19 protein-coding genes are annotated in these 21,863 nt (G+C 70.7%); 11 read left to right on the plus strand and 8 right to left on the minus strand.

Annotated features, from left to right (window positions below; all coding sequences use genetic code 11):
• Complete coding sequence (locus tag SD37_RS12940; RefSeq protein ID WP_044854249.1) at positions 1–1,566, minus strand: DUF4139 domain-containing protein; 1,566 nt, start codon at positions 1,564–1,566, stop codon at positions 1–3.
• A gap of 86 nt (positions 1,567–1,652) precedes the next feature.
• On the opposite strand from SD37_RS12940, the gene SD37_RS12945 reads away from it, so the two are divergent.
• The 3 genes from SD37_RS12945 (at position 1,653) to SD37_RS12955 (ending at position 6,097) form a co-directional block, all read left to right on the plus strand.
• Entirely contained in the window at positions 1,653–3,464 is a 1,812-nt protein-coding gene (locus SD37_RS12945) for a Xaa-Pro dipeptidyl-peptidase (protein ID WP_044854250.1), read from the plus strand.
• Between the two features lie 559 nt (positions 3,465–4,023).
• Positions 4,024–4,878, plus strand: coding sequence for a M23 family metallopeptidase (locus SD37_RS12950; RefSeq protein WP_044854435.1), 855 nt, complete (start codon positions 4,024–4,026; stop codon positions 4,876–4,878).
• 151 nt (positions 4,879–5,029) lie between these two features.
• On the plus strand, positions 5,030–6,097 hold the full coding sequence (locus tag SD37_RS12955; RefSeq protein ID WP_044854251.1) for a DUF4192 domain-containing protein: 1,068 nt from the start codon (positions 5,030–5,032) through the stop codon (positions 6,095–6,097).
• On the opposite strand, the gene galE is transcribed toward SD37_RS12955, so the two are convergent.
• The 3 genes from galE to SD37_RS12970 form a co-directional block, all read right to left on the minus strand.
• On the minus strand, positions 6,072–7,025 hold the full coding sequence (gene galE, locus SD37_RS12960) for a UDP-glucose 4-epimerase GalE (protein WP_145926912.1): 954 nt from the start codon (positions 7,023–7,025) through the stop codon (positions 6,072–6,074). The two genes, SD37_RS12955 and galE, sit on opposite strands and share 26 nt — an antisense overlap.
• 120 nt (positions 7,026–7,145) lie before the next feature.
• Positions 7,146–8,327, minus strand: a complete 1,182-nt coding sequence (gene galK / locus SD37_RS12965; protein ID WP_044854252.1) for a galactokinase — start codon at positions 8,325–8,327, stop codon at positions 7,146–7,148.
• Complete coding sequence (locus tag SD37_RS12970; protein ID WP_081736173.1) at positions 8,324–9,043, minus strand: metal-dependent transcriptional regulator; 720 nt, start codon at positions 9,041–9,043, stop codon at positions 8,324–8,326. Before SD37_RS12970 ends, galK begins: the two co-directional genes overlap by 4 nt.
• 108 nt (positions 9,044–9,151) lie before the next feature.
• Between SD37_RS12970 and SD37_RS12975 the strand changes: the two genes are divergently transcribed.
• The 3 genes from SD37_RS12975 to SD37_RS12985 are packed head-to-tail and all read left to right on the plus strand — an operon-like array spanning position 9,152 to position 13,926.
• On the plus strand, positions 9,152–10,000 hold the full coding sequence (locus SD37_RS12975; protein ID WP_044854253.1) for a sulfurtransferase: 849 nt from the start codon (positions 9,152–9,154) through the stop codon (positions 9,998–10,000).
• 57 nt (positions 10,001–10,057) lie between these two features.
• Positions 10,058–11,230, plus strand: a complete 1,173-nt coding sequence (locus tag SD37_RS12980; protein ID WP_044854254.1) for an acetoin utilization protein AcuC — start codon at positions 10,058–10,060, stop codon at positions 11,228–11,230.
• 2 nt (positions 11,231–11,232) lie between these two features.
• Positions 11,233–13,926, plus strand: coding sequence for a bifunctional acetate--CoA ligase family protein/GNAT family N-acetyltransferase (locus SD37_RS12985; protein ID WP_044854255.1), 2,694 nt, complete (start codon positions 11,233–11,235; stop codon positions 13,924–13,926).
• A gap of 35 nt (positions 13,927–13,961) precedes the next feature.
• Here SD37_RS12985 and SD37_RS12990 read toward each other — a convergent pair whose 3' ends face one another.
• Positions 13,962–14,387: an SgcJ/EcaC family oxidoreductase gene (locus SD37_RS12990; RefSeq protein ID WP_044854256.1), complete on the minus strand. Its 426-nt coding sequence runs from the start codon at positions 14,385–14,387 to the stop codon at positions 13,962–13,964.
• A gap of 66 nt (positions 14,388–14,453) precedes the next feature.
• On the opposite strand from SD37_RS12990, the gene SD37_RS12995 reads away from it, so the two are divergent.
• A complete protein-coding gene (locus tag SD37_RS12995) occupies positions 14,454–15,059 on the plus strand; it encodes a TetR/AcrR family transcriptional regulator (protein ID WP_044854257.1) in 606 nt (201 codons plus the stop codon).
• Between the two features lie 111 nt (positions 15,060–15,170).
• Here the strand turns inward: SD37_RS12995 and SD37_RS13000 are convergent, their stop codons facing one another.
• Genes SD37_RS13000 through SD37_RS13010 form a run of 3 tightly spaced genes read right to left on the minus strand, consistent with a single transcriptional unit; the run spans position 15,171 to position 18,940 of the window.
• Entirely contained in the window at positions 15,171–16,679 is a 1,509-nt protein-coding gene (locus SD37_RS13000; protein WP_044854258.1) for a long-chain-fatty-acid--CoA ligase, read from the minus strand.
• On the minus strand, positions 16,676–17,749 hold the full coding sequence (locus SD37_RS13005) for an acyl-CoA dehydrogenase family protein (RefSeq protein ID WP_065912818.1): 1,074 nt from the start codon (positions 17,747–17,749) through the stop codon (positions 16,676–16,678). Before SD37_RS13005 ends, SD37_RS13000 begins: the two co-directional genes overlap by 4 nt.
• Before the next feature lie 9 nt (positions 17,750–17,758).
• Complete coding sequence (locus SD37_RS13010) at positions 17,759–18,940, minus strand: acyl-CoA dehydrogenase family protein (protein ID WP_044854260.1); 1,182 nt, start codon at positions 18,938–18,940, stop codon at positions 17,759–17,761.
• 103 nt (positions 18,941–19,043) lie between these two features.
• Here SD37_RS13010 and SD37_RS13015 point away from each other — a divergent pair, with 103 nt between their 5' ends.
• The 4 genes from SD37_RS13015 to SD37_RS13030 all read left to right on the plus strand — a co-directional run bounded on the left by SD37_RS13015 (position 19,044) and on the right by SD37_RS13030 (position 21,862).
• Entirely contained in the window at positions 19,044–19,235 is a 192-nt protein-coding gene (locus SD37_RS13015; protein ID WP_044854261.1) for a ferredoxin, read from the plus strand.
• A gap of 85 nt (positions 19,236–19,320) precedes the next feature.
• Positions 19,321–20,205, plus strand: a complete 885-nt coding sequence (locus SD37_RS13020; protein WP_037304132.1) for a 3-oxoacyl-ACP reductase — start codon at positions 19,321–19,323, stop codon at positions 20,203–20,205.
• Between the two features lie 18 nt (positions 20,206–20,223).
• On the plus strand, positions 20,224–20,985 hold the full coding sequence (locus SD37_RS13025; protein WP_044854262.1) for a glucose 1-dehydrogenase: 762 nt from the start codon (positions 20,224–20,226) through the stop codon (positions 20,983–20,985).
• A gap of 91 nt (positions 20,986–21,076) precedes the next feature.
• Complete coding sequence (locus SD37_RS13030) at positions 21,077–21,862, plus strand: MlaE family ABC transporter permease (RefSeq protein ID WP_143104862.1); 786 nt, start codon at positions 21,077–21,079, stop codon at positions 21,860–21,862.
• Position 21,863 lies beyond the last annotated feature (1 nt).

Consider the following 21,863-nt stretch of genomic DNA (forward strand, 5'->3'; position numbering starts at 1 on the left):
CTACTCGCGCCATCCCGACAGCTCGACCCCCTTCGCGACGTCCACCCGGTACCCGAGCGTCACGACGGCGTCCACGCCCGGGGCGAGCGTCAGCCGCCAGGTGAACTCGCCCAGCTCGGTCCGCTCCACCGGCTCCGGCGCGGTGCGCACGTCCCGGACCGTGATCGCGTCGTCGCGGGAGACCGGCGCCTGGTCCAGTACGGTCACGACCGCGTCGCGCGGGCTGTGGTTGGTGATGGTCGTGGTGTAGGCCGCCTCGCGTTTGCGCACGCCGGACAGCGCCGCCTTGCTCGCCGAGCGGTGCGTGAGTTCGCGGTCGACCCGGATCCGGTCGTCCACGCCGAGGGCTAGTTCGAGTTCCTCGCCCGGCGCCCAGACCTCCAGCCGCGTGGTGCCGACGAACTCCGTCTCGTGGAAGACCGACGCCTTCCCCGGCCGCAGCGTGTGCTCGGAGGTGTTGACCACGGTCGCCCGCAGGTAGGCCTCCGGCGAGATCGAGGGGGCGGTGACGTAGCCCAGTTTCGCGGTCAGGTCCAGCTGCGCCAGCGTCGTCCGGTGGCCTTGCGCGCCCGAAGGCACCGCCACCGGGCGGCCCGGACGGTAGGTGACCGCGGTGGTGCCCTCCTCGACGGAGGCCGTCCGCGCCACCATCGCGGGCGCGGCGGGCGCCGCCATGCCCACCGCCTCCGGGATCCCGCCGCCCGCGGGTGACGCGCTGCCGTACGCGGCACGCGCCATCAACGGCTGGACCGGGCGTTCCCGGTCGAGGAACCACGGCGTGAGTTCCGGCACCTCCACCGTGTTCGCCGGGCGCGCGGTGGAGAGGGCCAGTTCGCATTCCGGCCAGTCCTCGCCGGTGTGCTGGGTGATCCGCCCGTACCAGGTCACCGTGACGTCCTCGCCGCGGACGCGGACGTCGTAGCCTGGTTCCCAGCTCGCGTTCGCGACCACGTAGGACAGTTCGAGCCCGATCCCGGCCCCGTCCTCCTGGCTCTCCAGTTCGACGGTGACCGTCGCGCTGTCCACTTCGGACACGCCCTGCTTCGCCTGGATCTCGCGGTCCAGCGCGCCGAGGTCGTCGCGGAGCCGGGCGAGCCGGACGCCGAGTTCGCGCCGTTTCCCGAGCGCGTCGGCCAGCTGCGTGCCGAGCGCGTCGGTGACTTCGGCGACCCGGGGCGGTTCCGCCGTGCCCGCCGCGAGCGCCTTCGCGAAACTCTTGCCGCTGCGTGTCGCCACCCCGGTCAGCAGATCGACCTTCGCGGTCTCCGCGGCGACGGCGTCCGCGACCGCGTCGACCTCGGCCTGGGCGGTCTCCCGGCGCTCGGTCAGCGCGCGCAGGGAGGCGTCCGCGGGCGCGGGATGGCGTTCGACGGCGACGTCGACCCCGGCGATGACCGCCGGACCGGAACCGGTGACCCGGACCGAATCGGCGTCGAGGTTCCACGGCAGGCCCGCGAAGGCGAAGCGCGTTTCCCCGTCGAGGCGCGCCGACGCCCGCCTCGTGATCCGGGCGTGGTGCGGGTAGACGGTGACGGCGACGATCGGGGCTTCCACGGTGCTCGGCATGCCCCCGACGTTAGTCTCTTGACACCTGTTCGGGTGGCCGGAAACCTCAGCTGGGTCCTGCCCGCCATGCCCGTTTTGGGGGTCACGTGAGAGTCGCCAGGCTCGCTGCCTTGTTCACCGCCGTCCTGGTCCTTCCAGCGACGGCTCTGCCGGCCCAGGCCGATACGCCACCGGCGCCGGTCTTCAAGGACGGTCAGGCGCAGCCGGTCTTCGACCCGGCCGATGTCATCCGGGAGAACGTCTGGGTCACCGCGCCCGTCGACAGCGACGGCGACGGCAAGGACGACCTCGTGCACGCGGAGGTGGTGCGGCCGCGCGCGACGCAGCAGGGGATGAAGGTCCCGGTCGTCTACCAGGCCAGCCCGTACTACGCGGGCGGCAACGACGTCGCGAACCACAACGTCGACGTCGAGCTGTACGTGCCCGGCGCGAAGCGTGCCCCCGCGGGCCCACGGATCGCGACCAGGTCCGTCGGCCCGAACGCGGTGCCGATCAGCTGGCGCTACCAGGACTACTTCACCGCCCGCGGGTTCGCGGTGGTGTACGGCGAATCGCTCGGCAGCGGCCAGTCCACCGGCTGCCCGAGCACCGGCGACGTCAACGAGACCATCGGCGCGAAGTCCATTGTGGACTGGCTGAACGGCCGCGCGACGGCGCGGGACGCGGCGGGCAAGGCCGCGGTCGCGGACTGGAGCACCGGCAAGACCGGCATGATGGGCGTCTCCTACAACGGGACGCTGCCCAACGCGGTGGCCAGCACCGGCGTCGAAGGGCTGGAGACGATCGTCCCGATCGCGGCGATCTCCAGCTGGTACGACTACTACCGCAACGACGGCGCCGTCGTCGCGGCGGGCGGCTTCCAGGGCGAGGACGCGGACGTGCTCGCCGACTACGTCTACACGCGCCAGGATCGCGCCGTCTGCCGCCCGCTCATCGACAGCATCGCCGTCGACCAGGACCGGGTGACCGGCGACTACAGCCCCTTCTGGGACGTGCGGAACTACCGCAACGACGTGAACAAGGTGCGGGCTTCGGTGCTCGTCGTGCACGGTCTCGGCGACTGGAACGTCAAGACCGACCAGGGCACGCGGTGGTACGAGATGCTCAAGGCGCGCGGCGTCGAGCACAAGATCTGGCTGCACCAGGCCGGGCACGCCGACCCGTACAGCCTCCGCCGCGACGTCTGGCTCACCACGCTGAACAAGTGGATGTCGCACTACCTCTACGACGTGGACAACGGCATCGAGCGTGAGCCGAAGGCCACCATCCAGCGCGAGGACAAGTCGTGGGTGGACGAGCCCGAGTGGCCGCTGCCCGGCACCGAGGACGTGAAGCTCTACCCGTGGCCCGGTGGTTCCTCGAAGGGCACGCTCGACACGCGGAAGCCCGTTCCCGGCAAGCCCGCCGTCGAGAAGCTGGCCGACGACGCGAGCAAGACCATCGAACAGCTCGCCGACGCGGCGTCATCGGGCAACAGGCTGCTGTACTCGACCTCCGCGGCGAAGCAGCCCGTACGCCTCTCCGGCACCGCGAAGGCCGGTCTGTCGGTCTCCTTCGACAAGCCCGCCGCGAACGTGACTGCGGTGCTGGTCGACCGTGCCCCGGACGGGACGGCCAAGGTGATCAGCCGCGGCTGGACCGACCCGCAGAACCGCCGCGACCCGGCGCGCACCGATCCGATCACCCCCGGTGAGAGCTACCGCGTCGAGGTCGAACTGGTCGCGAAGGACTACCTGCTCGCGGCCGGGCACAAGATCGAGTTCCTACTGGCCTCCAGCGATCACGACTACACGCTCCGGCCGAAGCCCGGGGCGGGGGTCGCGCTGGAACTGAACCGCACCAGCGTGGTGCTGCCGGTGGCGGGCGGGAAGCCCGCGCTGCGTGCCGCCTTCGGCTGAGTCGTGGCCCGTCCGGCCCTGAAGATCAGGCACTCCTTCGTCAGGGTGCAGGCCGTCGATGAAGGAATTGGGACGTTGAGTGTCCCAATTCCTTCATCGTCGCGGGGCGCGCCGGTTGCGAAGCTTGGAGGCACCGGCGATGCCACACCCGGACGATCAAGAACAGCGCAGACCAGCAACTCTGCGACTTTGCCGGGATTCTGACCTTCGGGGTAGGGAAAGACGTGAGGGGTGTGTGGATATAGGGACGTTGAACGTCCCTATATCCACACACCCCTCACGAGCGGTAACACTTGCGCGTCGCCAGCCACAGCGAGTGACCATATGGGGCGAAGGCGCGGCCTCGGAACGAAGCCGTGCGCATTACCCGAAAACGGGCGCTTCGGTCTCGGCTCACCTGACCGGTGACGCCCTGCGACTTTGCCGGGCCTCCGACCTTAAGAGCAGGGTTACGCGCGAGGGCAGGAAAACGCCCACCCGGCAGCGGGCTTGTATGGAAAATGTATTTCCTCCGTCTTTGCTTCGACGTGTCCGGCTTCCCCAGCTGATGGAGGTCTCCATGTCCAGGTTGCGCCGCCTCGCGGTACTCGCCGCGGCCACCGTCATCCCCGCGCTCGGCCTGACCGTGGCCGGGACGACGCAGGCGTCGGCCGCCCCGAATTTCCAGGTCCCGTTCAAATGCGGCGTCACGGTCACGGCCGCGACTTTCAGCGGGCACAGCCCGGCGAACTCGGTCGACTTCCAGAAGTCGGGGATCACCGGGATGCCGGTGCTGGCCTCGGCGGGCGGCACCGTCACCCGGGTCGCCGACGAAGGCAGCACGAGCTACGGGCGCTGGGTCGAGGTCGACCACGGCGGCGGCTGGCGTACCCGTTACGCCCACCTGTCGACGCAGTCCGTGTCGGTCGGCCAGGCCGTCAGCCTCGGCAAGCAGCTCGGCACGGCGGGCGCGACCGGCGGGGTGACCGGGCCGCACCTGCACTTCGAAGAGCGGCTCAACGGCGTGGTGCAGAAGGCGACGCTGAACGGGGTCGCGGTGCCGTACTACGGCCACACCGACTTCACCAGCAAGAACTCGTGCGGCGGTAACCCGTACGAGGCCACGGAGGTGTGCGGCAGCGGGTTCTCGGTGGTCGACTCGCAGGCGCTCGCGAACAATTCGGGCACGGCGTACCTGCTCTACAACTCTTCGACGAAGTCCAACTGCGTGACGACGCTGAAGGCGGTCTCGCTCGGCACCGCGTCGCCGGTGTCGGCCTTCCTCGAAGTCCAGGGTTCGGCCCGTGTGACCGACTCCGGCAGCTTCACCTACTACGCCGGACCGGTGAAGAAGGCGGCCGACTCGATCTGCGTCAAGTGGGGCGGCTCGGTCGGGTCGAACGCCTACGAGAGCCCGTTCGAACACTGCGACTGACCCCGCGGGGCCGGGCACTGTAGACCACCCCACCGACAGGATCGGCGTCCCCTCGGCCGGTCCCTGCGGCGGTTGTCCACAACGCCCCCGGTTGTCCACAGATCTGTCCTGCCCCCACCCGGCGGCCCCCTTCCCGCCGCAAGGTGGGGGCATGACCACAACCACCCCGACCGGCAGGCCCAAGGTCGATCTGAAGGATCCGGCGGACCTGCTCGCCGCGATCCCGTACATCCTCGGCTTCCATCCCGAGGACTCCGTCGTCGTCTTCGGACAGCGCGGGCCGGACCGCAAACGGCAGGGCCTCACCCTGCGCGTGGACCTCCCGCCGCCCGGCCTGGAGAAAGACCAGGCACTCGATCTCGCGGCCCGGCTGGCCGCGACCGCGCACACCGGTGCGACCGTGGCCGTCATCGGTGGTGGCGCGGCGAATCCGGCCGGGCGGCCGCCTCGCCGCCGGTTCGTCCGGCGCCTGGAATCCGCGCTCGCGGAGTACGGCATTCCCCTCCTGCACCCGCTGTGGGTGCCTCGGATCACCGCGGGTGCGCGGTGGGGGTGCTACCGGGACAGGACCTGCGGCGGCGTCCTGCCCGACCCCCGCGAGTCGGTGATGGCCGCGTTCGTCACCAGCGACGGCCGTATCACCCGCGAGAGCCGGGAAGAGCTGGAACGCCTTTTCGACCCCGGTCCGCCGGAAACGCTCGCGCGGCGCGCCGACCTCCTGACCAGGCTGGCCGATCCGCCTTGGGGCGAAGGCGACATCGTCGAGGCGGCGCTCGCCGAGGTGAACGCCGCCCTCGACCGCTTCGCGGATGGCGACCAGGAACTCACCGACGATCAGGTCGTCCGGCTGGCGTGGGCGCTTTCGCTGGTCGAGGTCCGGGGCGCCTGCCTGCTCACCGCCGCTCCCGCGGAGTCACCGCTGGCGCGTACCGCGGAAGAGCTCTGGCTCCGCCTGGCCGGGGAGTTACCCGAACCCGAATCGGCCGAGGCGCTGTGCCTGAAGGCGCACGCCGCCTACGCCCGCGGTGACCTGACCGTCGCCGGGATGGCGCTGGCCAGGGCCTGCGAGGTCGACCCGGACCACGGGCTGGCCAGGCTGCTGACGGTCGCCTTGGACGCGATGCTGCCACCGTCCGAACTGGCCGGGATCGTCCTGCGGCAACGCGAGGAAGGGCCGCCGCCCACGATCGGGCTCAGGCTGTCCGGCGGGACCGCGTGAACTCCCAGGCGTCGGCCACGATGCCGTCGAGATCGGTGCGCTCGGGCTTCCAGCCGAGTTCGCCGCCCGCCCGCTCACTGGAGGCCACCAGCACCGACGGGTCGCCCGCCCGGCGCGGCGCGACCGCGGCGGGGATCTCGTGACCGGTGACGCGGCGGCACGCTTCGATCACCTCGAGCACGGAGAACCCGGTACCGCTGCCGAGGTTGTAGATGCGGTGCTCGCCGTCGATCACGTGACGCAGGGCCAGCAGATGCGCGTCGGCGAGGTCGACCACGTGGATGTAGTCGCGGATGGCGGTGCCGTCCGCGGTCGGGTAGTCGTCACCGAAGATCTGGATCCGCTCGCGGTCCCCGGTGGCGACCTGGAGGACGAGGGGGATCAGATGGGTCTCGGTGGCGTGCCGCTCGCCGAAGGAGCCGTAGGCACCGGCGACGTTGAAGTAGCGCAGGCTCGCCGCGGCGATGCCGTGGGCGCGCGAGAACGACGTGATCGCGTGGTCGATGGCCAGCTTCGTCGCGCCGTAGGTGTTCGTCGGCCGCGTCGGCGCGGATTCGGGGATGGGGGAGGACTCGGGTTCGCCGTAGGTGGCCGCCGTGGACGAGAACACCAGCCGCTTCGTGCCGTGGTCACGCATCGCCTCGAGCAGGCGAAGCGAGGTCAGGACGTTGCCCTCCCAGTACTTCGCCGGATCCGTCATCGATTCGCCGACCAGCGACTTGGCGGCGAAGTGGAGGACACCGTCGAAACCGTCGCCGAGCAGGCGCCGGGCGACCTCGGCGGCGTCACCCTCGACGAAGGTGGCGTCCGGGTGCACCGCGTCGGCGTGCCCGGTGGAGAGGTCGTCGACCACGGTGACGTCGTGCCCGGCCTCGATGAGGCGGGCCGCGCAGACGCTGCCCACATAACCGGCTCCGCCCGTCACCATCAGCTTCAGGGTCTTGGTCGGTTCGTCGGTCACGTTCGCGCCTTTCTGCTGCGGATGCGGTCGCTCCACAGTGTCCTCGCCCCCGGGCACACGACCTGCCCGGGGGTCGCCCGCAAGTGCCTACAGTTCGTCGCGGCCCGCGCCGCGCGACGGCACCGCGGTGAACAGCCTGGGGTGGCGCAGCTCCGCCGCCTCGTACGCGGCCTTCACCGCTCGTCCCACAGTGTCCACATCGGACTCGCGGACCAGGGCGATCGCCGAACCGCCGAACCCGCCACCGGTCATCCGCGCGCCGAGCGCCCCGGCCTGGCGGGCCGCATCGACGGCGAGGTCGAGTTCAGCGGTGGAGATCCGGTAGTCGTCGCGCATGCTGACATGCGAGGCGTCCAGCTGAGGGCCGATCTCGGTGATCCGCCCGTCCCGCAGCAGATCCACGGTGTCGAGGACCCGCTGGTTCTCCGTCACCACATGGCGCACCAGCGGCACCAGCTCGTCCGGCAGCTTGGCGAGCGCCGCGTCCAGCCCGCTGAGACCGATGTCCCGCAGTGCCTTCACGCCGAGCAGTTCCGCGGCGCGCTCGCAGCCCCGCCGGCGTTCGCCGTAGCCGCCCTCGGCGTGCGAGTGCTTCGTGCGGGTGTCCATGATCAGGATCCGGACCCCGGATTCCTCCAGCGGGAACGGCACCTGCTCCATCTCACCGGAGCGGACGTCGAGGAACAGCACGTTCGATTCGGTGCAGCACAGGGAAGCCGTCTGGTCGAGCAGACCGGTCGGCGCCCCGACGAAGTCGTTCTCCGAACGCTGGACCCACCGGGCGACCTCGTGCAGGGTCGGCGAACCCGCCCCGGCGCCGGGGGTGATGCCCGCCAGCCCCAGGAGGGCGAGCGCGACGGCGCATTCGAGCGCGTGGGAGGAGGACAGGCCTGCCCCCGAGGGCACGTCCCCGGCGATCACCAGGTCCGCGCCATTGGCGAGGCCCTGGTCCCGCAATACCCAGGTGACCCCCGCCGGGTACGCGGCCCACCCCTCGACCGAACCGGGCTCCAGGTCGGCGATGGTGAGCGGGCCCGATTCCTGGACCCGGCCGTCCGAGCCGAGGGTGGCCACGGTCAGCACGCCGTCCTCACGCGGGGTCGCCGCGGCGGCGAGCCGGTGCGGGAGGGCGAACGGCAGCACGAAACCGTCGTTGTAGTCGGTGTGCTCACCGATCAGGTTCACCCGGCCGGGCGCGGACCAGATCCCGGCCGGAGCCCGGTCGTGGAGGGCCCGGAAGGTCGCCACGGCGTCCGACGCGGCGCTCACCTGGCCTGCGCCAGCACGGCGTGGAGCGCCGAAACGGGGACCTGCGCGGTGTTGTCGCCGCCGGTGACCTCGATGGTGCCGCCGGGAGCCGCCTTGCCGACCTTGACCCGGCCGCCGGGCACGATGCCGACCGACTTGAGTTCGGTCATCAGCAGCTCGTCGAGCTGCACGTGTTCGGCGATGCGCCGGATCTCGACCTCGCCGCCACCGGTGCGGGCGAACTCGTCGAGCCGCACCAGGTCGGCCTCGGCCGGCGGGGCGGGATCGCCGTCGCCGAGCTTGTCCAGCCCCGGGATCGGGTTGCCGTAGGGCGACGTGGTGGGGTGGTCGAGCAGCTTGACCAGCTTGCGCTCGACGGCCTCGCTCATCACGTGTTCCCAGCGGCAGGCCTCGTTGTGGACGTGCTCCCACTCCAAGCCGATCACATCGACCAGAAGGCGCTCGGCCAGCCGGTGCTTGCGCATGACCGCGATGGCGAGCTCGCGACCGTGTTCGGTCAGCTGCAGGTGCCTGTCGTCCGCGACGACGACCAGTCCGTCACGTTCCATCCTGGCGACGGTCTGGCTCACGGTCGGGCCGCTCTGCTGCAGCCGCTCCGCGATCCGGGCCCGCAGCGGGACGACACCCTCTTCTTCGAGCTCGTAGATCGTACGCAAGTACATCTCTGTGGTGTCGATGAGATCGTTCACGCTGTCCCCTTCGTCCGCGTTGCTCATCGTAGTCGCTGGCACCGACAGCGACGCAGGCGTGGGGACAACAAGCCCCGAGGCGGGAAAAGTCCCCCAAGCTGGTCTTGGCGTCGGCAGGCGCGGGAAGATGGGCGAATGCGCCCCATGATCACCACCAGCGAACTCGCCGCGCAGCTGTCCGGGCCGGAATCGGCACGCTCCGTAGTCCTCGACGTCCGGTGGCGGCTCGCCGGCCCGCCCGGCGCCGATTCCTACCGTGAGGCACATCTCCCGGGTGCGGTGTACGTCGATCTCGACACGGCCCTCGCCGGGGAGCCGGGGGACGGCGGCCGTCATCCGCTGCCGGAGCCGGAGACGCTGCAGCGGCATCTGCGGGCGGCCGGGGTCCGTACCGGTCACCCGGTCGTGGTCTACGACGACTCCGACGGATCGGTCGCGGCCCGGGCGTGGTGGCTGCTGCGCTGGGCCGGGCACGCCGAGGTCGCCGTGCTGGACGGCGGGTTCACCGCCTGGACGGAGGAAGAGCGGCCGGTCACGGCCGAGGTCCCGGCGCCGGAGGAAGGCGACATCGTCGTGAAGCCCGGCGGCATGCCGGTACTGGACGCCACCGAGGCCGCCGCGCTCGCCAGGGAGGGGTTGCTCTTCGACGCCAGGGCCAGGCCGAGGTATGCGGGGGAGACCGAGCCGATCGATCCCCGTGCCGGGCACATCCCGGGCGCGGTCAACGCGCCCTTCTCCGGGCATCTCGCGGAGGACGGCCGCTGGCGCGACGCCTCGGAACTGGCCGAGCGGTTCGAAGGACTCGGCGTGACCCCGGAGACCCCGGTCGGTGTCTACTGTGGATCGGGCGTCACCGCCTCGTCCGTCGTCCTCGCGCTCGAGGTCGCCGGTCACCCGAAACCCGCCGCCCTGTACGCGGGTTCGTGGTCGCACTGGTCGCGTGATCCGGAGCGCCCGGTCGCCACCGGGGATCTGCCCGGCTGACCCGCCGGGCGGTCCGGTACAGGGCAGCAGCCCCTCCCGGGCACTAGAGTTCGAGCCATGCGAGCACCGGCCGTCGTATGGGACTCCTCGCTGCTGGGTTACGACCTCGGCGGCGAGCATCCGTTCAATCCGGTGCGGCTCGAACTGACCATCCGGCTCGCCACCGAACTCGGCGTGCTCGACGGCGTCGAACTGCTCGTCCCCGGGCCCGCCGGGGACGACGAGATCCGCCGGGTCCACGCCGGCGAGTACCTCGAGGCGGTCCGGCAGGCGCCGATGACCGGCGAGGATCTCGCCCACGGGCTCGGTACCGAGGACAACCCGGTGTTCACCGGCATGCACGAGGCTTCGGCGCTGGTCGTCGGCTCGACGCTGCTGGCCGCGCGCAAGATCGCCGACGGCGAGGCGACCAGGGCGGTGAACATCGCCGGCGGGCTGCACCACGCGATGCGGGACAGGGCGTCGGGTTTCTGCGTCTACAACGACTGCTCGGTGGCGATCTCGTGGCTGCTTGACCACGGTTTCGACCGCGTCGCCTACGTCGACACCGACGTCCACCACGGTGACGGCGTGCAGGCCGCGTTCTACGACGATCCCCGCGTGCTGACCGTTTCCCTGCACCAGCACCCGTTCACGCTGTGGCCGGGCACGGGCTACTCGGCGGAGATCGGCAAGGGCGGCGCCGAGGGCACCTCGGTCAACCTCCCGCTACCGCCCGGCACCCGGGACGGCGGCTGGCTGCGGGCGTTCGACGCGGTGGTGCCGTCGCTGCTGGAGCAGTTCCGGCCGCAGATCCTCGTCACCCAGTGCGGCGTCGATTCCCACGAAGAAGACCCGCTGGCCGATCTTTCCCTATCGGTGGACGGCCATCGCGAGATCTACCGGCGGCTTCGCGGACTGGCCGAGGCGCACGCCGGCGGCCGGTGGCTCGCCGTGGGCGGCGGGGGCTACCAGCTGATCCGGGTGGTGCCGCGCTCCTGGACCCATCTGCTCGCCACCGTGCTCGATCGCGATGTCGACCCGGCGACGGCCCTGCCGCCGGAGTGGGTCGCGTCCATCTCCAGGGCGGCGCCCAACGCCGAGATCCCGCCCCGGATGTCCGACGACCGCGAAACCGGGTTCACCCCGTGGGGAGACGGGGCGGACGAGCCGGTCGACATCGCCATCCGCGACACCCGCCGCGCGATCTTCCCGCTGCACGGCCTCGATCCGGACGATCCGAGGGATTGACCATGACCACTGAGGACGCCAGGCGCACCGCCTTCGACTACCCGCGCGAGTGGGAGGCCGACGTCCTGCTCTCCGACGGCGGCACTGTCCACCTGCGACCGGTGATCCCCAGCGACGCCGACGGGCTCGTCGCGTTCCACGGCCGGTTGTCCGAACGCACCCGGTACTTCCGGTACTTCGGCGCCTATCCGCGGATCCCGCAACGGGACCTCGAACGGTTCTCCGTCGTCGACCACCACGACAGGGTCGCCTTCGTCGCGCTGCTGGGCGACGACATCGTGGCCGTCGGCCGTTACGAACGCCTCGACCACGGTCCGTCGGCGGAGGTCGCGTTCGTCGTCGACGACGCCCACCAGGGGCGCGGGCTCGGCTCGATCCTGCTGGAGCATCTGGCCGCCGCCGCTTCGGAATGCGGTTTGCGCCGCTTCGTCGCCGAGGTGCTCGCCGAGAACGCGGCGATGGTCCGGGTGTTCCGCGACGCCGGGTACCAGGTCAGCCGCGAGATCGAGGAAGGCGTGCTGCATCTGGAGTTCGACATCGACCCGACCGAGGAGTCGCTCGCGGTCGCCCGGTCCCGGGAGCAGGCCGCCGAGGCGCGCAGCGTGCACAACCTGCTGCATCCGAAGTCGGTCGCGGTGATCGGCGCGTCCACCGATCCGACGAAGATCGGCTACGTCGCCCTCACCAACCTGCTGAGCGCCGACTTCGCGGGCACCGTCTACCCGGTCAACCCGGAGCACAAGTCCGTCCGCGGCGTACGCGCCTATCCGTCCGTTGTGGACATTCCCGAGGACGTCGATCTCGCGCTGGTCGCCGTCCCCGCCGAAGCCGTCGAGTCCGTTTTGGACGGTGCGCTGGCCAAGGGGGTCAAGACCCTCCTGATCGTCTCGGGCGGTTTCGCCGAGGCCGGACCGCACGGTCTGCACGCCGAACTGCGGCTGGTCGGGGAGGCCAGGGCGCACGGTATGCGCGTGGTCGGCCCGAACGCGCTGGGCGTGCTCAACACCGACGCCTCGGTCCGGCTCAACGCCACCCTCGCGCCGCGCCTGCCCGCGCGCGGCCGCACCGGGTTCTTCTGCCAGTCCGGCGCGCTCGGCACCGCGATCCTCGCCGACGCCGAAGCCCGCGGCCTCGGGCTCTCGACGTTCGTCTCGGCGGGCAACCGGGCCGATGTCTCCGGCAATGATCTCCTCCAGTACTGGGAAACCGATCCGGCGACCGACCTCGTCCTGCTGTACCTGGAATCGTTCGGCAACCCGCGCAAGTTCGCGCGGCTCGCGCGGCGGCTGGCGCGGACGAAACCGGTGGTGGCGGTGAAATCCGGCAGGCACGCCGTCCGCCCGCAACTCGCCGCGACCTCGGCGGAGGTCGACGAATCCAGCGTCCAGGCCCTGTTCGAGCAGGCGGGTGTGGTCCGCGTCGACACCCTCGCGCAGCTCTTCGACACCGCGCTGGTCTTCGCCCACCAGCCGCTGCCCGCCGGACCGCGGGTCGGCATCGTGGGCAACTCCAGCGCGATCGGGCTGCTGGCCGCCGACACCGCGCGGGCACAGGGCCTGCGGCTGGCCTCCGACCCGGTCGACGTCGGGCCGCAGGCGAGCCCGGAGGAGTTCGCCTCGGCCGTGCGTGAAGCTCTCAACTCCCCGGAGACCGACGCTCTCGTCGTGGTCTTCGTGCCCCCGCTGGCTATCCCCGGCACCGCCTACGCCCGCGCCCTGCGGGAGGCCGTCGTCGAGATGCACGAGAACAAGCCGATCGTGTCGACCTTCCTCGCCGTCGAGGGCGTGCCGGACGAACTGGCCGTGTTGTCCGAGGACGGCGTGCCGACGCGGGGTTCGGTCCCGTCCTATCCCAGCCCCGAACGCGCGGTGAACGCGCTCGCCCGCGTCGTGCGTTACGCCGCCTGGCGTCAGCGGCCGCAGGGGAACCTGGTGCGGCCGGCGGGGCTGCACGCCGAGCAGGCCCAGGTGATCGTCAACGAGCTGTTGAAAGGCGAGGACGGCAAGACCACACTGCTCTCCGACGAAGACGTGGTCCGGCTTCTGGGCTGTTACGGCATCGACGTCGTCCCCTTCCGTGTCGTGACGTCGGCGGACGAAGCGGTGAAAGCGGCCGAAGAGCTGGGTTTCCCGGTCACCCTCAAGGCCGTCGACGAACGGTTCCGCGGCAGGCCGGACCTCGCCGGGGTGCGGCTCGATCTGTCCTCTGTGGACGGAGTACGCCGGGCGTACCTCGATCTGCGGGAGACCTCCGGCGACGACGACGTCTACGTCCAGCGGATGGCGCCCAAGGGCCTGTCCTGCGTGATCGGCCTGCAGGACGACCCGTCGTTCGGCACGCTCGTGTCGTTCGGTCTCTCCGGGCTGGTCAGCACGCTGCTGGGGGACCGGGCCTACCGTGCCGTCCCGCTCACCGACGTCGACGCCGCCACTCTGCTGCGCGAACCGCGGACCTCGCCGCTGCTCACCGGGTACCGCGGTGACGAACCGGCGGATCTGGCCGCGTTGCAGGACATCGTGCTGCGCGTCGCCGCCCTCGCCGAGGACAACCCCGAGGTCCGTTCGATGACGCTCGACCCGATCCTGGCCTCCCCGGACGGCGCGTTCGTCGCCAACGCCCGGATCGTGCTCGGCCCGCCACCGACCCGCCCCGACACCGGGCCGCGGCGGCTGCGGCCGATCAACGCCCCTGCCTGACCCCGGAGCACCACGCCCGCCGGGAACGGCGCCGGTCAGGAATCCCACTCCTGGGGCGACCGGGCGGCGAGCTCCGCGTCGTGGCCGGCGAACTCCGCGATATCGCCCCGGATCGTGTTGTGGAACGCGACGATCTCGCCGTCGTGGACGAGCTTCGTCTGCACCGCCCGTGCTTCCCCGGCCAGGGGACCGGCGGGGATGGACAGCCTGGTCGCGGTATGTACGAGGTCGAAGCCGCCCCCGAGCGGACGGCTCGACACCTGGCGGATCTCCAGCCTGCTGCCCCGGTAGATGGTGTCGAAGATGTTCTGGCTTTCCCGCGCGATCGTCGCGCGGCCGCGCTGGATCCGGCCGAGGACGTCGACGAAGTCCGCGTCCTCGGCGAAACACGCGGCCCACGCCGGGCCGTCGCCCGCGTTCCAGGCGCGTTCCAGTTCGGTGATGATCTCCTCGGTGGTCATCGCTATCCTCTCTTTGTAACGGCGATCCACTACTTAGAACAACGTTCCAACTTTCGAGGAGCATACATGTCCGCGGACCTTCCCGGCATCGTCCGGTTGCGAGATCGGCGCGAAGCGCTGACGCTGCGCACGATCCTGACCGCGGCCCGCGGGCTCTTCGCTGAGCACGGATACGCGCGGACCCCGATCCGCCTCATCGCGCAGGAAGCGGGGGTGTCGCCACAGACCATCTACGCCCACTTCGGTTCGAAGGCCGGTGTCCTCGGCGGGCTCGTCGACCTCCTCGACGACGAGGCCGGGATCCCCGACCTCGTCGCCGAGACGCAGCGGACCGACGACCCGGTCGCGCTGCTCGGCCTGCTGGCCCAGGTCGCCCGCCAGGTCCGGGAACGCTGCGGCGACATCGTCACGATGCTGAGCTCCGGGGCCGCCGTCGATCCGGACATCGCCGCGACGCAGGCGGAAGGCACCCGGCGCAACCGGCTCGGCGTCGAGTTGGTCGTCGGCCGTGTCCGCGCGAGCGGCCGGGAGGTGGTGCCCAGGGCCGCGGACATCGCCGTGGCCCTGATGAGCGCCGACGTCCACACCAGCCTCGTCGCCGAGGCCGGATGGAGTCACGACGACTACGAAGCCTGGCTCAAGGACACCTTGGTCGTGTCGCTGCTTCGGTGACGCAGTGGCTTGCCGAAGAACGCCGAGAGCCGAGCGCGCTGCGTGGCGACCTCGCGGGTAGTGAAGGCCTCCTCCTTCACGGCGGCGAGTCGATCGCGAGCGCCACGCTCATCATGACGGGTATCGCAGTTCCCAGGCGCCCGAGGTCCCCTCCGCCGCCAGTTCCCGCTTGAGCACCTTGTGCGTCGCCGTCCGCGGCAGTTCCTCGACGACCCGCACGAACCGCGGCCGCTGCTTCGGCCCGAGATCGCCTTGCGCCAGCACGAAAGCGGCGAACTCGTCCGCGTCCACCGGTGCGCGGCAGACCAGCGCGGCCATCACCTGGTCGCCCACGCGCGGATCCGGCACGCCGTAGACCGCCGCCTCGCCGACGGCCGGATGCCGGAGGAGCGCGCGTTCGATCGGGGCGGTGCCGAGGTTCTCGCCGTCGACGCGGAGCCAGTCGCCGAGCCGCCCGGCGAAATAGCAGTAGCCGTCCGCGTCGAGGTACGCCAGGTCGCCGGTGTGGTACATCCCGTCGCGCATCCGCTCGGCCTCGGCGGCCGGATCCCCGTAGTACCCGGCGAAGAAGCCCGGGCCACCGGTGTTGACCAGCTCGCCGACCGCCTCGGCGGCGTTGAGCAACTTCCCGTTCGCGTCGAATTCCGCCGGGGGACAGGGCTTCCCGGTCTCCGGATCGAGGATCGCGACACCGTCGAGGAGCCTGCCGAGGGAACCCGGCGGTGTGGTGGCGTCCCGGCCGAAGTTCACCCCGCCCTCGGTCGAACCGAACGCGTCGACCACGTGGCAGCCGAAGCGCGCGCCGAAAGCGGCGAGATCCGCTTCCGCGCCTTCGTTGCCGTAGACCAGTTTCAAGGGGTTGTCGGCGTCGTCGCCCCGCTCGGGAGTGGCGAGCACATAGGACAGTGGCTTGCCGACGTAGTTGGCGTACGTCGCACCGAACTTCCGGACGTCCGGCAGGAAGCCGGAGGCGGAGAACCGCCGCCGCAGCGCGATCCCCGCGCCCGCGGCGAGGCCGACCGACCAGCCCGCCATGATGGCGTTGGAGTGGAACATCGGCATCGACACGTACACGGTGTCCTGTGTGGACAGCCCGAACCGGGAGGCCAGCATCTCGCCGGGGTAGGCGATCTTGCCGTGCGTGCACCGGACGGCCTTGGGATCACCGCTGGTGCCCGAGGTGAAGATCAGCATGAGCAGGTCTTCGGGTTTCGCGGCCACGGGGACGATCGTGTCCCGGGAGGGTTCGAGGGCGCTCAGCGGAAGCACCGGGACCCCGGCCTCGGACAGCAGCGGGAGGTACTTCTCCTCGGCGAACACCAGGTCGCAGTCGGCCAGCGCGACGTCGCGGGCCAGCGCCGCGCCCCGGCGCGTCGGGTTCAGGCCGACCAAGACGTGCCCCGACAGCGCCGCGCCGCCGAGCAGGAACGAGAACTCGGGGACGTTGTCGGCCAGCAGCCCGAAATGCCCGCCCGGACGCAGAATCCGGGTGAGCGCGGCGGCGTGCGCGGTACACGCCTCGACGTGCTCGGCCCAGGACCAGCGCCGGTCCTCGGACAGCAGCCCGGTCGAGCGGTCCTCCGCCCGGGCGAGCAGGAGTTCCGTGACCGTGGGGGTCATGCCGGGTCCGCGGCCAGGAGATCGCCGAGGCCCCGCAGCTGCGCGGTCGCCCCGCCCAGGGTGAATTCGAGCCGTTTCGCCGCGACGAAGTAGCGGTGCAGCGTGTGGTCGACGTCGATGCCGCCCCCGCCGTGGACGTGCACGGCGGTGTGCGCGACGCGGTGCCCGGCTTCGGCCGCCCAGAACTTCGCCGTCGCGACCTCCTCGGCCGCCGGAAGTCCTTCACTCAGCCGCCAGGCGGCCTGCCACAGGGTCAGCCGGACGGCTTCGACGTCGACGTAGGCGTCGGCCAGCCGCTGCCGGACCGCCTGGAAACTCCCGATGAGGTGGCCGAACTGCTTCCGTTCCCGCGCGTACGCGGCGGTCAGTTCCAGCGCTCGTTCCACGACGCCGAGTTGCTGGGCGCAGACGCCGATGGTGCCGCGCAACCGCAGCCACTCACCGATGTCCCCCAGCGAGACCGTGGCCTTCGCGCCGGACAGTTCGACGAGTGCCGCGTCGGCGTGGTCGACGGTCCGTTGCGGCGAGACGGTCACCGAGTCCGCGTCGAGCAGGAACACCTGGCGTCCGCCGTCGATCGCGGCCTCGACGAGGAACCCGTGCGCGAAGGCGCCGAACGGGACCGCGGTCTGCGCGCCGGTCAGCCGCCAGCCGTCGCCGTCGGCTTCGGCGGTGAAACCGCACGGCACGCCGTAGTCGGGCAGCGCCACCGCGAGGACGTGGTCGCCGCGCAGGACCGGGACGACCCAGCGTTCGGCGAGCCGCCCGTCACCGAATTCGGCCACGGCGGCGGCACCCAGGACGACCGACGTCAGGTAGGGGACCGGCGCGACCGCGCGGCCGATCTCGGCCAGGACGGAACACTGCTCCAGCAGTCCGAACCCGCCACCGCCGACCGACTGGGGCAGCGCGGCGTCGACCACCCCGGCCTGTGCCAACGCTGTCCACAGTGGAGCGTCGAAGCCGCCGGAACCGTGTGACCCCAGCATGTCCGGGGTCACCTTGTCCGTCAGGATCCGGCGAGTGAGGGACGCGAGGTCCTGCTGCGCTTCGGTGAGCGTGAAGTCCATGGGTGCCTCCTAGCGGGTGACGGGCAGGCCGAGGGCGGTCGCGGCGATCATGTCCCGCTGGATCTCGTTGGTGCCGCCGCCGAAGGTGAGGATCAGCGACGACCGGTGCAGCCGTTCGATCCGGCCGCGCAGCAACGCGCCGGGGGAGCCTTCGCGGACCACGGCCCCCGCGCCGAGGATCTCCATCATCAGCCGGTACGCCTCGGTCGCGAACTCCGTGCCGAACACCTTGGTCGCCGACGCCTCCGCCGGGCCGAGGTCGCTGCTCGCGGCCGCCCAGGCGATCCGCCAGTTCCGCAGTTTCAGGTACTCCGCGTGCGCGTGGATCCGCGCCAGGTGCAGCCGCACCCACGGCGCGTCGATGACGCGGGAGCCGTCGGGCAGCTTGGTCGTCTGCGCCCAGGTCCGCACGTCGCGCACGGACGTCTGGATCGGCGCGGCCGAGGTCAGCGCGACGCGTTCGTGGTTGAGCTGGTTGGTGATGAGCGGCCAGCCCTCGTTCTCCCCGGCGACCCGGGAGGTCACCGGCACGCGCACGTCGTCGTAGTAGGTCGCGCTCGTGCCGGGCCCGGCGACCGTGCGCACCTTCGTCCAGGAGAACCCGGGCGCCGACGTCGGCACGATCAGCATGCTGAGGCCCTTGTGCTTGCGGGCCTCGGGGTCGGTGCGGGCGGCGAGCCAGACGTAGTCGGCGTACTCGATCAGGCTCGTCCACATCTTCTGGCCGTTGATCACGTAGTCGTCGCCGTCACGGACCGCGCGGGTGCGCAGCGAGGCCAGGTCGGTCCCGGCACCCGGTTCGGAGTAGCCGATCGCGAAGTGCAGCTCGCCGGCGGCGATCTTCGGCAGGTAGAACGCCTTCTGTTCTTCGGTGCCGTAGCGCATGATGGTCGGCCCGACGGTGTTCACCGTGAGGAACGGGACGGGCACCCCGGCCGCGGCCGCCTCGTCGGTGAAGATGAGCTGGTCGAGCATCGGCCGGTCCTGCCCGCCGTACTCGCGCGGCCAGCCGATCGCGAGCCAGCCCGAGGCGCCCAGATCGCGCACGATCTCCTTGTACACCAGGCCGTCGCCGTACTCGCCGCCGTCACCGGCCAGCGCTTCACGGCGTTCGGGGGTCATCAGCCCGGCGAAGTACTCACGCAGTTCCCCGGCCAGGGCGCGCTGTTCCGGCGTGTAGTCGATCCGCATCCGTCACCTCTGCCGTCGGTGCTCGTTACTGGTGCCATGGCCGCTCGCGGCGCTAAGGTAGAACCTGTTCTAGTTGTACCAGGTGTGGCGGCGAGGAGGGAATATGGAGATCGACGTCGATCGCTCGCTCTGCGAGGCGAACGCGATCTGTGTCGGCTTCGCGCCCGAGGTCTTCGATCTCGACGACGAGGAGGAACTGGTCCTCGCCTCGGTCGAAGTTCCGGAGAATCAGGTAGAACGTGTTACTCAAGCTGTCGCGAGTTGCCCGAAAAACGCGCTGCTCATCCGTGGTTAGCACCGTTTATTTGGACCTTGCATGCGGCGAGAACAGATTCTAGTGTGTGCGGTGAGGCTGGGTGTGGAAAGGCAGGAGGCCTGGAGTGAGCTTGGACGGCAGGACGGCCATCGTCACCGGGGCGGGCGCGGGACTCGGCCGGGCCGAGGCGCTGGCGCTGGCCGCGGCGGGCGCGCGGGTGGTGGTCAACGACGTGTCGGCCGCGGCGCAGGTGGTGGCCGACGAGATCGAGGCCGAGGGCGGCAAGGCGGTCGCGGTCACCGGCGACGTCTCGGAGTCCTCGACCGCGGACGCGCTGCTCACCGCCGCCGTCGACCACTTCGGCGGCCTCCACATCGTGGTCAACAACGCCGGCGTGCTGCGTGACCGGATGCTCTTCTCGATGTCCGACGACGACTGGGACACCGTACTCGGCGTCCACCTGCGCGGGCACTTCCTGCTTTCCCGCAACGCCGGGGCGTACTGGCGGGACAAGTCCAAAGTGGACGGCGCGCCGGTGTACGGCCGGGTGGTCAACACCGCGTCGGAGTCGTTCCTGCTCGGCGCCCCCGGCCAGCCGAACTACGGCGCGGCCAAGGCGGGCATCGCCGCGCTCACCGTCTCCACCGCGCGCGGGCTTTCGCGGTACGGCGTCCGCGCCAACGCGATCTGCCCGCGCGCCCGCACGGCGATGACCGAAGCGGTCTTCGGGGCCGACGCCCCGGAGGGGATCGACCCGCTTTCGGTCGACCACGTCGCGCCGTTCGTGTCCTTCCTCTGCTCACCGGAGTCCGACCGCGTCAACGGCCAGGTGTTCCTCGTCTACGGCGGGATGGTCGCGCTGATGCGGCCGCCGTCGGTGGAACAGCGGTTCGACACCGTCAACGGCACCTGGACCGCCGAAGAACTCGTCACATCCGTGGGCGGCTACTTCGCCGACCGCGACCCGGAACGCATGTTCGCCGCTTCCGAGATCATGTCGCTGCCGTAGACCGTGGGAGATGATGTAGTGGGCAGGCTCGAAGGCAAGGTAGCGCTGATCACCGGCGGGGCCAGGGGACAGGGCGAGGCGGCCGCGCGGCTGTTCGTCGCCGAGGGCGCGCGGGTGGTGATCGCCGACGTCAACGACCTCGACGGCAAGAAACTCGCCGCCGACCTCGGTGAAGCCTGTGTCTACCAGCATCTCGACGTCGGTGACGAGACCGACTGGGACGCGGCGATCCAGCGCACCCGGACCGAGTTCGGCCCGCCGACGGTGCTGGTCAACAACGCGGGCATCCTGCATTTCTCGGAACTGGGCAAGACCACGCTGGCCGATTACGAACGCGTCATCCGGGTCAACCAGATCGGGGCGTTTCTCGGGATGCGTTCGGTCGTTGAACCGATGACCGGGGCCGGAGGCGGCTCCATCGTCAACGTGTCCTCTGTGGAAGGCCTCGCCGGAATGCCGTTCCTCGTCGCCTACACCGCGAGCAAGTTCGCCATCCGCGGGATGACCAAGGTCGCCGCGCTCGAACTCGGCGCGAAGAACATCCGCGTCAACTCCGTGCACCCCGGCGCGATCGACACGCCGATGGTCGCCGCCGCGGCGGGCGGGCAGAAAGTCGACATGTCGTGGGTGGGCAAGAAAGTCGCTTTGGGCCGGGTCGGGCAGCCGGAGGACATCGCGAAACTCGTGTTGTTCCTGGCCAGTGACGAAAGTTCGTACAGCACGGGCGCGGAGTTCGTCGCCGACGGCGGCGCGACGGCGACGCACGCACTCAAGTTCTAGCGTGGAGGTGCCGAGAGCAAAGTGAACACCGCTAACGCAATGGGGCGTTGACAGGTGGAGTAAGACTCGGGGCAGGCTACTGGGAGGTTCTGTGAACGCGTCGGTGTCCGTCCCGGGTACGGGTGCGCTCACTCAGGTCGGCAGGCTCGCGACGCTGTCGTGGGAGGTCCTGCGCGCGATCTTCAAACGCCCGTTCCAGTTCCGCGAATGGATCCAGCAGTGCTGGTTCTTCGCCAGCGTCACCATCCTGCCGACGGCGCTGGTCGCGATCCCGTTCGGCGCGGTCATCGCTTTGCAGCTGGGGTCGCTGACCCAGCAGATCGGCGCGCAGTCGTTCACCGGCGCCGCGAGCGCGCTCGCGATCGTCCAGCAGGCGAGCCCGCTGATCACCGCGTTGCTGGTGGCGGGCGCGGGCGGCAGCGCGGTCTGCGCCGACATCGGCGCCCGCAAGATCCGCGAAGAGATCGACGCGATGGAAGTACTCGGGGTCAACCCGATCCAGCGCCTGATCGTGCCCCGTGTCCTGGCCGCGATCGTGGTTTCGGTGCTGCTGAACGGTTTGGTCAGTGTCGTCGGTGTGCTCGGCGGCTACTTCTTCAACGTCGTCATGCAGGGTGGCACCCCGGGCGCGTACCTCGCCAGCTTCAACGCGCTGGCCCAGGTGCCGGATCTGTGGGTCAGCGAGATCAAGGCGCTCCTCTACGGCTTCGTCGCCGGGGTGGTCGCGGCCTTCCGCGGGCTCAACCCGGCGGGCGGGCCGAAGGGGGTCGGCGACGCGGTGAACCAGGCCGTGGTGATCACCTTCCTGCTGCTGTTCCTGATCAACGTCGTGCTGACCGCGATCTACCTGCGGATCGTGCCGCCGAAGGCGATGTGAC

The organism is Amycolatopsis orientalis (genome assembly GCF_000943515.2).
GTDB lineage: Bacteria > Actinomycetota > Actinomycetes > Mycobacteriales > Pseudonocardiaceae > Amycolatopsis > Amycolatopsis orientalis.